Below are 13,986 nucleotides of genomic sequence, written 5' to 3'. Positions count from 1 at the left end.
CTTTACTTCTGTATAGTAATCGGGCTATTTCCAGATTGGCTTGGTTTCGTTTCGACGTGGAAGCTTTTGCATATCGTAAATATCGATTTTGGTAAAAGCTGCCACAAGATAATGCGACAGTTTGCCTATTTTGTTGTGTAAATGGCGAAAAAATAACGTTTTTGGCTATCTTTCGAGCAGAAGCTCACAAAATATGACACGCCGATAGGCGATATGTTCAGTGATAAATTTTACTAACTTTAGGTAAGGGGATATACTGATAGTTAGGTCAAGGAAGGACCTGTATCTGACTTCTAAGGAGAAGCAAAGATGGGAAATGGCAACAACGGTTCCAAAGGCGGGAACCTCTTGTCTCGCGTGGCGTACTCGTTCGGTAACGTCGGCCAGTCCGCGTTCTACAACGCACTGAGCACCTATTTCATCGTCTACGTGACGAGCTCGCTGTTCTCTGGCGTCGATAAGAGCGTCGCCACCAAGCTGATTGGCATCATCACCGGCCTGGTCGTGGTGATTCGTATCGCAGAAATCTTCATCGACCCGCTGCTGGGCAACATCATCGACAACACCAACACCAAGTGGGGTCGCTTCAAGCCGTGGCAGCTCATCGGTGGTACCGTTTCCGCCATCCTGCTGGTGCTCGTCTACACTGGTCTGTTCGGTCTGGTGAACGTGAATACTACCCTGTTCATCGTGCTGTTCATCATCACCTTCATTGTGCTCGACGTGTTCTACTCGCTGCGTGACATTTCCTACTGGGGTATGATCCCTGCATTGAGTTCCGACTCCCACGAGCGCTCCACCTACACCGCACTCGGCTCCTTCGGCGGCTCCATCGGCTACAACGGTCTGACCATCGTGGTCATCCCGATCGTCACCTACTTCAGCTGGGTGTTCACCGGCAAGTACGTCGAAAGCCAGTCCGGCTGGACCTGCTTCGCCATCATCGTGGCCATCCTCGGCATCCTCACCGTGTGCTCCGTGGCGTTCGGCACCAAGGAAAGCACCACCACGCTGCGTGCCAAGGCCGAAGACAACGGCGGCCCGCTGCAGGCCTTCAAGGCTCTGGCCCAGAACGATCAGCTGCTGTGGGTTGCCTTGAGCTACCTGCTGTACGCCATCGCCAACGTGGCCACCACCGGCGTGCTCATGTACCTGTTCAAGTACATCCTCGACAACACCGCCGCATACTCCATCGTGGGCGTCATCCCGGTCATCACCGGCTTGGTTATGGCTCCGCTGTACCCGATCCTGAACAAGCGCATTCCGCGCCGCTACCTGTACTTGGGTGGCATGGTGCTCATGATCGTCGGCTACCTGCTGTTCGCCGTCGGCTCCAGCAATCTGGCAATGGTCATCGTCGGTCTGGTCTTCTTCTACCTGCCGCAGACTTTCATTCAGATGACCGCCATCCTGTCGCTGACCGACTCCATCGAATATGGTCAGCTCAAGAACGGCAAGCGTAACGAGGCCGTCACCCTGTCCGTCCGCCCGATGCTCGACAAGATCGCAGGCGCATGCTCCAACGGTATCGTCGGCTTCATCGCCGTAGCCGCAGGCATGATCGGTGACGCAACCGCCGCGGATATGACCGCCGCGAACATCGGCATGTTCAAGGTCTGCGCATTCTACGTGCCGCTGGGCATCATCGTGCTGAGCCTGCTCGTGTTCCTCTTCAAGGTGAAGATCACCGAGAAGATGCACGACGAGATTGTCGAAGAGCTCGAAGCCAAGCTTGCTTCCGGTGAAATCTCCGAATGATCGAACATAGTATGTTCTAAAAATACATATTGAAAATACGATTACAATGCCGATACTGATGGGCTGTCAGTATCGGCATTTCTGTTGTATGTAATCCTACATAAGAGCTATTGTGAATCGTCCATAATCATGCAAAACAAGCGAAAATAGTTCGCGCTGCATGCTATAGTGACAACCGAAATGCGAGCGATGATCCGTTATCAGCGGGGAGCTTCCGGAAGAACGGTCGCGTGAGCGACTTATTAGACCCGGCGGGAAGGCCCGAATAGCCGAACATACAAGCGGTCGCACGTATATTTGAAAGTGCGGCAAACGAGGTGGTACCGCGGTGGCGGCGTCCAGCAGACGTTACGGCCATCGTCCTCGTAGGAGATAGATAGCAAAACCTACGAGGAGATACGGTGAGCGAAAACAACGTGTATCCGAAGGCAGCTGCGGGTGAGCAGAGCGCCAATGTAGCGCCGAACCCCAGTTTCCCGAAGCTGGAAGAATCCGTCCTTGATTATTGGGAGAAGGACGCCACTTTCCAGAAGTCCATTGAACGCCGTCCTTCCGGCGATCACAGCCAGAACGAATTCGTGTTCTTCGACGGTCCGCCGTTCGCCAACGGCCTGCCGCATTACGGCCACCTGCTGACCGGTTACGCCAAGGATGTGATTCCGCGTTACCAGACCATGAAGGGCCGCAAGGTCAATCGTGTGTTCGGTTGGGATACGCACGGTCTGCCGGCCGAGCTTGAAGCCCAGAAGGAACTGGGCATCGATTCGGTCGATCAGGTCAAGGAAATGGGCATCGACAAGTTCAACGACGCCTGCCGTGCCTCCGTGCTCAAGTACACCAACGAGTGGAAGGACTACGTGCACCGTCAGGCACGTTGGGTCGATTTCGAGCATGGCTACAAGACGCTGAACATTCCATACATGGAATCCGTGATGTGGGCGTTCAAGCAGCTGTACGACAAGGGCCTCGCATATCAGGGCTACCGCGTGCTGCCGTACTGTCCGAAGGATCAGACGCCGCTTTCCGCGCACGAGCTGCGCATGGACGCCGACGTGTATCAGGATCGTCAGGACACCACCGTGTCCGTGGCCGTGAAGCTGCGCGACGAGGAAGACGCCTATGCGGTGTTCTGGACCACCACGCCGTGGACCGTTCCCACCAACTTCGCCATCGTGGTCGGCGCAGACATCGACTATGTGGAAGTGCGTCCGACCGAAGGCAAGTTCGCGGGCAAGAAGTTCTACCTGGGCAAGCCACTGCTCGGCTCCTACGCCAAGGAACTCGGCGACAACTATGAGATCGTGCGCGAACTCAAGGGTGCCGAGATGGAAGGCTGGCGCTACTACCCGGTGTTCCCGTACTTCGCAGGCGACGAGAACGCCGTCGAGGGCAAGGTTCCGGGTCCGGAAGGCTATCAGATCTTCACCGCCGACTATGTCGATACCGTTGAAGGTACCGGTCTCGTGCACCAGGCTCCGTACGGCGAGGACGATATGAACACGCTCAACGCCAAGGGCATCAAGAGCGTTGACGTGCTCGACGCGGGCTGCAAGTTCACCGCGCTGTGCCCGGACTATGAGGGCATGTACGTGTTCGATGCGAACAAGCCGATTCTGCGTAACCTGCGTGCCGGTGACGGTCCTCTGGAGCGTATTCCGGAAGAGCAGCGTGCGATCCTTTTCCAGGAGAAGAGCTACGTACACTCTTACCCACACTGCTGGCGTTGCGCCACTCCGCTGATCTACAAGCCGGTGAGCTCGTGGTTCGTGTCTGTCACCAAGATCAAGGATCGTCTGCTCGAACTGAACCAGGAAATCAACTGGATTCCGGGCAATGTGAAGGACGGCCAGTTCGGCAAGTGGCTGGCCAACGCACGTGACTGGTCGATCTCCCGTAACCGTTTCTGGGGTTCGCCGATTCCGGTGTGGGTTTCCGATGATCCGAAGTATCCACGCGTTGACGTGTACGGTTCGTTGGACGAGCTGAAGGCTGATTTTGGCGATTATCCGCGCGACCATGAGGGCAATGTCAACATGCACCGCCCGTACATTGATGAGCTGACGCGCGTCAACCCGGACGATCCGACCGGCAAGAGTCACATGCACCGCATCAGCGACGTGATGGACTGCTGGTTCGAATCCGGTTCCATGAGCTTCGCCCAGTACCATTACCCGTTTGAGAACAAGGAAACGTTCGAACAGCATTTCCCGTGCGATTACATTGTGGAATACATCGGCCAGACCCGTGGCTGGTTCTACGTGCTGCACATCATGGCGACCGCCCTGTTCGACAAGCCGGCGTTCAAGAACGTGATCTGCCATGGCATCGTGCTCGGTTCCGATGGTCAGAAGATGTCGAAGCACTTGCGCAACTACCCGGATGTGAACGGTGTGTTCAACGATTTCGGCTCCGACGCCATGCGTTGGTTCCTCATGAGCTCGCCGATCCTGCGCGGCGGTAACCTGATCGTGACCGCCGATGGCATTCGCGACACCGTGCGTCAGGTCATGCTGCCAGTGTGGAGCTCGTACTACTTCTTCACCCTGTATGCGAACGCCGCCAATAATGGTGCCGGTTTCGATGCTCGTGCGTTGCGTGCCGATGAGGTCGCCGCACTGCCGGAAATGGACCGCTACTTGCTGGCACGTACCCGCCGTCTGATCGAAAAGACGCAAAGCTCGCTGGACAACTTCCTGATCTCCGACGCTTGCGAAGCAGTGTCTGATTTCATCGACATGCTCACCAACTGGTATATCCGCAACAATCGTGACCGTTTCTGGAATGAGGATGCGAACGCGTTCAACACGCTGTACACCGTGCTTGAAGCATTCATGCGCGTGATCGCACCGCTCGCTCCGATGGAAGCGGAAGCCGTGTGGCGTGGTCTGACCGGTGGCGAATCCGTGCATCTGGCCGACTGGCCGTTCCTTGCCGACGAACAGACCGGCGAAGCGACCGAACTGGGCCGTGTGCTCGTTGACGATCCGGCTCTGGTTGACGCGATGGAGAAGGTGCGTGAGGTCGTGTCCGGCACCCTGTCGATGCGTAAGACGAAGCAGATCCGCGTGCGCCAGCCACTGCATAAGCTGACCGTGGTGGTGGAAAACACTGATGCCGTGGCCGCATACGACGAGATTCTGAAATCCGAACTGAACGTGAAGAACGTTGAACTGTGCACGCTTGAGGATGCCGAAGCCCAAGGCTTGAAGATCATCAACGAGCTGCGCGTGAACGCTCGCGTGGCAGGCAAGCGCCTGCGCAAGGACGTACAGTTCGCCATCAAGGCCTCCAAGTCCGGCGCATGGCATGTGAACGCAGACGGCGCTCCGGTATGCGAGACGCCGAACGGCGAGATCGTGCTTGAGGAAGGCGAATACGAGCTGATTAACAGCGTGGAGGAGAAGAACGCCGAAGAGGCCGCCAACTCCGTTTCCGCCGCGCTGCCGACCGGTGGCTTCGTGATCCTCGACACCGAGCTGAACGATGATCTGATCGCCGAAGGCTACGCCCGCGACGTGATCCGCGCCGTGCAGGACGCCCGTAAGGCCGCTGATCTGGAAATCTCCGACCGCATCGCGCTGACGTTGACCGTGCCGGCCGATGACGTGGCGAAGGTCGAGCAGTTCAAGGATCTCATCGCTTCCGAGACGCTCGCCACCTCCTTCAACGTGAAGGAAGGCGGCTCCGAGCTCAGCGTGGAGGTTGCCAAGGCCTGAACTGAACGAAGCTCAGTCGGCTTGCGATTATTCCAAGCTGCGGCTAGAGTAATCCCTTGGCTTTCGAGCCGCCGTGGCGTTGCCCACCGCGGCTCGAGTCCACTCAAGACTTGATTTGTGTCCGTGCCGCGCAGCCGCGTTCCTTACGCGGTTGGCGCGCACGGAAACAGATCGTTAAGCGAATGGTTCTCAGTACCATCCATGTGAGTCAAGCACACATTCTTGAGAAGCAGTCGCGCCGCCGGACGGCGGATTCAACGGGTTCGCCCAAGTGGGTGGATTCCAAGAATCCGCTGTCCGGTTTTTTCTATGTGCGAATAAATGTGGCTAACGCGGAATTTAGCTACACTTATTCGGTTAAGTGTAGCTAACGCAAAAAATATTCATATCTTTCCATTTGGAATTGAAAATGGAAAGATATGAATAGGTATACCAATGAGTATGCGTATATGCGGATTATTCCACTTGAAAGTCTTCTGTCTCTATATGCCGAACCTCGTTGCAATGCTCGTGAGAACTGTAACGCTATGGTAATGTAGGGGTGCTTGAACATATCTGTGAAGGAGCAGATTATGACTTTGCTGGCGCACAAGGACGCGGATGGCGGTGTGCAGACGTTGCGTGACCATCTTCACAATGCGGGTGACTTAGCGGAAAGCTATGAATCGGAGTTTTCTCAGATTCCGCGAATGGCGGCGCTCCTGCATGATGTTGGAAAGGTCGCGCAACAGTTTCAAACGTATCTGATATCAGGCAAGGGACGTCGTGGTGAGATTCCTCATGCGAGGCAGGGTGCGTTCGTCGTCAATGACCTGCCGATTTCGAATTCGGCAGCGGAAATCGTGAAAGAGATTCTTGAACTTGTTATTGCAAAACATCATGGAGAGCTTCCTGATTGCATCAATGAAATCGGTGATGAGGCTTTTCTCACAGGTTTTACGGAAGCAGATAAACAGAATCCTAAATATGCGTATGGGGAAATCAAACAGGGGCTACATGATTTGGACCTCGACTTGCAAGACACCTTCCAGCAGGCCGAAAAAGATGTTTTCGATTTTGTAGGACGAACTAAATTGCTGAAATTGTCGAAAGATAGTCGTTATTTCTACTCGGGATTACTAGTTAAATACGTTTATTCTCGTTTGATTGATGCCGATAGAACAGATACGGCTTATTTTGAGACGAAAGAGCAATATCATCCGATCAAGGCGGATTGATCGGAACTGATTCGCCGTCTTGACGAAAGCATGAAATCATTCGATTCGACATCCGAAATCAATAAAATCCGTCAACAGATTACGGAACAGTGCCGTCAAGCTGGGAGCAGAGAGACAGGGATTTACCGATTGTCGGTTCCGACCGGAGGCGGTAAAACGTTGGCTTCGTTGAATTTCGCCTTGCATCATGCTTTGGAAACAGGGAAAAGACGAATCATTTATGTGATTCCGTACTTGTCTATTACGTCACAGACCGTGGCAACATTCCGGAATATGCTTGGTCTGGATGCTGACAGCAATATTGTGCTGGAGCATTACTCCACCGCGGGCCTTCAGAATTCCGGTAACACGGGATCTATCGGCACAAGTGAGGAAGAGGATGTGAAGGAACGTCAACGTAAACTGGCGTCTGAACGTTGGGATAATCCGATCATCGTGACTACGATGGTCGAATTCTTGGAAACGGTTATGTCGGCGCGTGGTACGAAACTTCGTAAATTCCACAACATGGCCAATAGCGTCATCATTTTTGATGAGATTCAGTCGCTTCCATTGAATATCATCAATCCGTTTAATGAAGTTGTGAGTTTTCTTTCGACGATATTGGACTCGACTATTCTGCTGTGCTCAGCTACGCAGCCTTTATTGGAACGAACGGCGCGAAAGAATCTGCGTCTGTCAGACGAGCCTGATCTTATCGACAATACTGATGGTTACGAAGAGAAGCTCAAGCGTACCCGGATTATTGCTTCACAGGAAAGCAAGAGTTGCGAGGAACTTGCGAACATCATATATGAGCAGGCACTTCGGAACGGCAATTGTCTGTCTATCGTCAACACGAAGAGTGAAGCGCGCAAAATGTATCAGTGTTTGCAAGAGCTCAATGCTGACGGGCAGTTTGAGTTGATTCATTTGAGTACTGCCATGTGTGGCAAACATAGGGCAGACCAGTTAGCGAGAATAAAGGTGTTAACTGATCCTCATGATTCCAAACCGGTGATTTGCGTAAGCACGCAGCTTATCGAAGCGGGAGTGGACCTTTCGTTCGCATGCGTAGTCAGGGCGATGGCTGGTCTGGATAGCATTATGCAAGCGGCTGGCAGGTGCAACAGGAATGGTGAATCGAAAGAAATCAAGGATGTGTATGTCTATCCGTTGCAAGGTGAGGAAAGGTTCAAGGACTATCTTCCAGAGATTCACAGAGGCAAAAAGCTCACTTTGCAGATTATGGGTGAGCATCCTGATGCTGATCTGCTTTCTACTGGCATGCTCAATGAGTTTTATGGCATGCTGCTTCAAAGTGAGGATCGAGATGGCGGCAATAGTTTGCTGGATGGTCCGCTTTGGAAAAAGGAAAACGCTGGAAAAACGATTTATGAGTTGCTGGCATACAACGAAAGCCAACGTAAGCAATTCGAGAACAATACGATGGGGGAGAGATACAATCCGTTTTTTGCCCAGGCGTTCAAAACGGTCGGCAATGAATATCGTGTGATTCCGAAAATCACGCACAATGTTGTGGTTCCCTATGGCAATGCGATGGAATTACTGGATATGTTGGGTCACGGTGAGTTGAGGGAGAAGATTGCGATTCTGCGGCGGCTACAGGAATACACGGTTTCCCTTTTCGATTACGAATACAAGATTTTGAACGAAAAACATGCGATTTCCATCGCTAGCGAGGATTTCGATATTTGCGTTCTGAATGGAGATTATTACAAAGGCGAATATGGCGTGGTGACAGAGACGGACATGTCTCTGTTGATGATATGAAAGGGCAGTGGTTCTCCTGCAGGTCGATGGGAATCTGCAGGAGAGTTTCGTTTGGTAAATACGCATGTTGTACATATTTTCAATCCACGCCATGAATGTGGCGACAGTAGGAAAACCTACTTATACAAGAATAACTGGTTGATTGTTGATTGAGAAACACTCAAAGAGTTCTATGTACAATAAGCGTAAAATGTGCTATATTGACAGTGGCTGGTTGAGGGAACGATTAACGAAGGAGTTATATGCAACGACATCGCAACTCAATTGAATATGAGGTATCAGGCAGATATGCGTTGTTCTCGGAAGCAGCAACACGTGTTGGGGGTGAGAAATTTTCGTATCAGGTGCCAACGTACCAAGCTTTGAAAGGCATTACGGAAAGCATCTATTGGAAGCCAACTTTTATGTGGGTTATTGACGCTGTTCGTGTGATGAACAGAGTTCAGACTGAAGGAAAGGGAATTCGACCCATCAAAATGAGCGGTGGCAATGATCTTTCGTACTACACGTATCTCAAAGACGTGCGTTATCAGGTTTTGGCTCATTTCGAATGGAATGATCAGCGTGAAGATCTTGTCGCTGACCGCGACGAAAACAAACATCATAATATCGCCTTGAGATCCGTTCAGAAAGGCGGTCGCCGAGACATATTCTTGGGGACGCGCGAGTGCCAGGGGTATGTGGAACCATGTGAGTTCGGATCTGGCGAAGGGTTTTATGACGGTTATGGCGAGTGGAATATGGGATACATGTTCCATGGATTCACGTATCCGGATGAAAACGAGGACCACGATTTTATCGCCCGATTCTGGTCGCCTGTTATGTCCGACGGCATCATCGAATTTGAGCGTCCGGAATCCACGAAATTGGATGGACGAATTATCAGGAAAAACCAGAGCGTCAAGGAATTCGCTTTGGGGAGCAATCTGCAGCCGGTGGGAGAGGAGTGAGTGATGAGCCTGTCGAACAATCTGTTGCTTATCAACGAATCTGTGCACAACGCCGCCGGAAAAATTCCGAGAAGTGGCGACGGTTCTACGCTTGACATTAGGAAAGCCTTGATTCCTCCGGGGCATACGACACTTCCGACACTATTGACGCTAGGGGTAAACGAGAATGGTGAGATACTACGGCTTCTGAGGGAAAAACAAACGATTGTTATCCCGTGCACAGAAAGTTCCATGGGACGCACCATCAAGCCGGTACCGCATCCTCTGTTTGATCAGCTCCAATATCTCGACTTGCATTTCGACAAGGAGAAAACCTCCATGTATTTGGAGCAGCTTGCCGCTTGGAAAGGCGACAACGTCAAACTCAATGCCATCTATCGATGCGTTTCGGAACACAGCATCAGCGAAGAAGCCGCTCGATTCAATGTGGAAATAACCGAAAAAGACCGGAAAGCAGGTGTTTGCTTCGAAGTTGAAATTGGGCTGCAAAACTCAGATGTCTCGAACGATCCCGATATACAGGCGCAATGGATTTCTTATTTGTACCATGATCGACAGAAAAAAGGGAAGGATATGTTCGGAGAGGACCTATATGCTCCGATATTGAACTTCCCTAAGAAAATTGTCAGCGTAAATGGCAACGCCAAACTGTTATCGGCAAACGATTCAACGAATTTCACCTATCGAGGGCGCTTCGCATCCAAAGAGGAGGCTTTGCAAGTCGATGGTGAAACATCGCAGAAGATACATTCGACGCTGCAATGGTTGGTCAATAATCATGGAACGATTACCGATACCCAGGCCATAGTCATCTGCTCGGTGAAAAACCCCAACGAAAAGCCGAAGCTTGACCCTCAGGAAGGTTCTTATGATTTTGGCTCTTTGTTCTCATCGGATGTGGACGAGCCGGAAGCTCCCCGCAACGATATTGCAGATGCGCTGACCGCAACAAACTTTCAATACGCACAAGTTTTTTCGAAGGTACTACGCGGATATGGCAATGCTAACAAACTCAAAAAGCATGCCGACCCAATGATGATTGTCATTCTGGATGCGGCGACATCAGGGCGTTTGAGCGTTACATATTACCGTGAACTTTCAAAAGACGAATATGTCGAAAGTATCCTGCGGTGGCATGTTGATGCGGCATGGCCGTTGAAAATGTACGACAAAGAAAAAAAGAAGTTTGTCGCATATGAAGGTGCGCCACCATTTGCCGACATCATCAGCTGCGCATATGACGTGTCAGACAGAAGCAGCAAAGCCTATAAACGTTTTGCGAAAAACACGAAAAAGCAGCTTATAGAATGCATGTTCGGAGGAGAATCGCTTCCCCGCTTCATATTGGACGCCACATACCACAGAGTCACTAAACCTATGGGATATGACGCTCCAGGAGCATGGCTAAGAGATTTTGAAATCGCATGCAGCCTATGGAAAAAACATTACATTGACGACGCGAGGAAGCAAAACAAACAGGAGGACACGATATCCATGTACCTTGAACCAACACGAAATGACCGCGACTACTTATACGGGAGATTGCTGGCACTCGCGGACCGCTTTGAAAACGGTGTCCTGTATAAGCAAGGAATCAGTGACACCCGTCCGACCAATGCCGTTAAGCTCATGAGCAATTTCGTCGCAAAGCCGTTTACAACATGGGGAACGCTGTGGAAGCAACTGATGCCCTACCTGAAATCGGCGAATGGCGCGCCCTGGTTCCAGAACAGCGTGGATGAGGTCATGGCGCTTTTCAAAGAAGGAGACTTCGAAGATAACCGTGCACTTTCACCGCTCTTTCTGCTCGGTTATTCATGCCAGCGAAGGGAGTCTATGCGTAAAGCGCAAGAAGCATCCCAGAAGAGCAAAGAAAACTAGTGTTTAGTTTTTGAAGTTATCGACGTTGATTATCAAAGAAAAAGTTAAGGAGTCATATCATGGCAGCTTTGGAAAACAAGATTGATTTCGCAGTCGTTTTTGCGTCTAATAATGCCAATCCTAATGGTGATCCGTTGAATGGCAATCGTCCACGAACCACATCGGAAGGGCTGGGCGAGGTTTCTGACGTTGCACTGAAAAGGAAGATTCGCAATCGCCTGCAAGATGCTGGTGAAACGATTTTCGTGCAGTCCGATGACCGTTCCGATGACGGCGCAAAATCATTGTCGGACCGTTTCAACACATATTTGAAAACCTTGCCGAAAGAAGAGCAGAAACAGAAGAACCTGGTGTTCCAGAAAGTGTGCGAACAGTGGCTTGACGTACGTGCGTTCGGACAAGTATTCGCATTCAAAAAAGCTAAGGATGTTGACGAAGTTTCCTTGGGCGTGCGCGGTCCGGTTTCCATTCAGGCTGCGTTCTCGGTTGAACCCATCGCCATTGACGACGTGCAGATCACTAAGTCAGTGAACAGTGAAACCACGGACACCGGTAAGAAATCCTCCGATACCATGGGAATGAAATACCGTGTTTCCGGCCGTGCGGTGTATGCGACGTATGGCAGCATCAGCCCACAGCTTGCCGAAAAAACCGGGTTTACTGCAGAAGACGCCGAAAAAATCAAGGAAGCTCTCGTCACGTTGTTTGAGAATGATGAAAGTTCGGCTCGTCCTGCGGGGTCCATGGAAGTGTTGGACGTTGTGTGGTTCACGCACAACAGCAAGTCAGGGCAATACTCTTCCGCCAAAGTTCATCGTTCCGTTTCCGTTAATGTGGACGGAACGGTGGCAGTGAATGGATCTTCTATTCCCGACTTGCGGTACGAAGTGATTGAAGGACGCTGAAGCGTTTGGAATTGAGAGAGTAAGGGGTGTTGCATGAAAGGGCCAGAAGGATATCCGGAAGAAGATTGGCTGGCCCTTTCGGGCATCCAGCATTTCTCATTCTGCAAACGACAGTGGGCTCTTATCCATATCGAACAGCTGTGGTCAGAGAATTATTTGACCACAGCTGGGCATCTGGAACATGAACGCGCCCACGATTATGCGACTTCTGAATCTCGCGGCGATACGCTGATCATGCGGGATTTGAGAGTCTATTCGCGAGCGCTCGGCATAACTGGAGCCTGTGATGTTGTGGAATTCCATAAGTCTAATGATGGTGTTCCGCTTCACGGAAGAGATGGATTGTGGTTGCCATATCCGATTGAATACAAACACGGCAAATACAAAACGATTGATGCTGATCGTTTACAGCTATGCGCGGAAGCGATGTGCTTGGAAGAAATGCTCGCGTGTGATATTCCTGAAGGTGCTTTGTTCTATCGGCAGACAAAACGTCGTGAGCGGGTAAAATTGGACGAAGATCTTCGCAACATGGTCGAAGCTGACTTCTTGCAAATGCATGATCTTTTCTCCCGCGGATGGACTCCTAAAGTGAAACAGACCAGATCGTGTTCGTCATGTTCTCTACGGGATTTGTGCCTGCCTGAATTACGGAAGGTGAAATCGGCAAAAGCATATATCGAAGAACGGCTCAAGGAAAGCGGGGAGTGATGAAGCAGCTGTTAAACACGCTGTTTGTGATGACGGAAGATGCCTATCTTGCTTTGGAGAACGACAATGTTGTGATTCATCAGAATGACAAAACCTTGGCGAAAGTGCCGTTACGGTCAATTGAGGGAATCATGTGTTTCTCGTATAAGGGTGCTTCGCCTGCTCTTATGGGGCGCTGCGGCAAACTGGGCGTTTCTATGGCATTCTATTCACCGAGAGGCCATTATTACTGTTCCGTGTTAGGGGAGGAGAATCGTAATGTGCTACTTCGCCGTGAACAATTTCGAGTCGCGGATGACGAACAAAAATCTTTGTGTTACGCGAAATCTTTCATTGTTGGAAAACTTTACAATGCGAAATGGGTGCTCGAACGTACGAAACGTGATCATGCTTTGCGGGTAAATATTGACCGACTTGCCGAGCAGAGTGGCAAATTGTCGGCGGCATTGTTAGAAGCTCGGAAAAGTTTGACGGTTGATGAGTTGAGGGGTGTCGAAGGGCTTGCTGCCAAAGATTATTTCTACGCTTTTGACGATTTGGTCCTGAAGAATAAAGATGATTTCTTTTTCACCAATAGGTCGAGGAGGCCTCCGCTGGACAGACTAAATGCATTGTTGTCTTTTTGCTACTCCATATTGACGAATGATTGCATTGCGGCTTTGCAAGGCGTGGGGCTGGATCCGTATGTTGGTTTTATGCATACGGATCGGCCCGGGAGAGCCTCTCTGGCATTGGATCTGGTTGAAGAGTTTCGCCCGGTGTTGGCTGACCGCTTTGTGCTGACATTGGTTAATACAGGCGCTGTTAAGCCGGGGGATTTTGAAATACGGGAGAATGGTGGTGTGCTGCTGTCTGATTCCGGGCGGAAGAAAGTGCTTACGGCGTGGCAGAAAAAGAAGAGCGATCAGATTCTTCATCCGTTCCTGCAAGAAAAAATTTCATGGGGGTTGGTTCCGTATGTGCAAGCGCTGCTGCTAGCTCGATCGTTGCGGGGTGATCTTGATGATTACCCGCCATTTATGTGGAAGTAAAAGGTGCGTAGCTGTGTGTGGCGGTATGCGATGATTCGTGGTGA

9 protein-coding genes are annotated in these 13,986 nt (G+C 51.1%); all 9 read left to right on the top strand.

Features of this window, described 5'->3' with window-relative positions; translation table 11 throughout:
- Positions 1-309: 309 nt before the first annotated feature.
- The gene (locus tag BBPC_RS06865; RefSeq protein WP_004220828.1) at positions 310-1,758 is read left to right on the top strand and encodes a glycoside-pentoside-hexuronide (GPH):cation symporter; all 1,449 of its coding nucleotides are present in this window, start codon (positions 310-312) and stop codon (positions 1,756-1,758) included.
- A 401-nt stretch (positions 1,759-2,159) separates the two neighbouring features.
- Positions 2,160-5,474: a mupirocin-resistant isoleucine--tRNA ligase gene (gene ileS / locus BBPC_RS06860; protein WP_004220827.1), complete on the top strand. Its 3,315-nt coding sequence runs from the start codon at positions 2,160-2,162 to the stop codon at positions 5,472-5,474.
- A gap of 572 nt (positions 5,475-6,046) precedes the next feature.
- A complete protein-coding gene (locus BBPC_RS10085; RefSeq protein ID WP_231857829.1) occupies positions 6,047-6,691 on the top strand; it encodes a CRISPR-associated endonuclease Cas3'' in 645 nt (214 codons plus the stop codon).
- 30 nt (positions 6,692-6,721) lie between these two features.
- Complete coding sequence (gene cas3 / locus BBPC_RS06855; protein WP_004220823.1) at positions 6,722-8,464, top strand: CRISPR-associated helicase Cas3'; 1,743 nt, start codon at positions 6,722-6,724, stop codon at positions 8,462-8,464.
- Positions 8,465-8,706: 242 nt separating this feature from the next.
- Positions 8,707-9,414 carry a type I-C CRISPR-associated protein Cas5c gene (cas5c, locus tag BBPC_RS06850; protein ID WP_004220816.1) on the top strand — a complete coding sequence of 236 codons (708 nt, stop codon included), beginning with the start codon at positions 8,707-8,709 and terminating at the stop codon, positions 9,412-9,414.
- Positions 9,415-9,417: 3 nt separating this feature from the next.
- Entirely contained in the window at positions 9,418-11,295 is a 1,878-nt protein-coding gene (locus tag BBPC_RS06845; RefSeq protein ID WP_004220815.1) for a type I-C CRISPR-associated protein Cas8c/Csd1, read from the top strand.
- 59 nt (positions 11,296-11,354) lie between these two features.
- Positions 11,355-12,200: a type I-C CRISPR-associated protein Cas7/Csd2 gene (gene cas7c, locus BBPC_RS06840; RefSeq protein WP_004220812.1), complete on the top strand. Its 846-nt coding sequence runs from the start codon at positions 11,355-11,357 to the stop codon at positions 12,198-12,200.
- 33 nt (positions 12,201-12,233) lie between these two features.
- Entirely contained in the window at positions 12,234-12,911 is a 678-nt protein-coding gene (gene cas4, locus BBPC_RS06835; RefSeq protein ID WP_004220809.1) for a CRISPR-associated protein Cas4, read from the top strand.
- Entirely contained in the window at positions 12,911-13,942 is a 1,032-nt protein-coding gene (cas1c, locus tag BBPC_RS06830) for a type I-C CRISPR-associated endonuclease Cas1c (protein WP_004220806.1), read from the top strand. The genes cas4 and cas1c overlap by 1 nt, the downstream gene beginning before the upstream one ends.
- The last annotated feature ends 44 nt before the right edge of the window (positions 13,943-13,986 follow it).

This window comes from Bifidobacterium pseudocatenulatum DSM 20438 = JCM 1200 = LMG 10505 (assembly GCF_001025215.1).
Classification (GTDB): domain Bacteria; phylum Actinomycetota; class Actinomycetes; order Actinomycetales; family Bifidobacteriaceae; genus Bifidobacterium; species Bifidobacterium pseudocatenulatum.
This window is presented reverse-complemented; position numbering and strand designations above follow the sequence as displayed.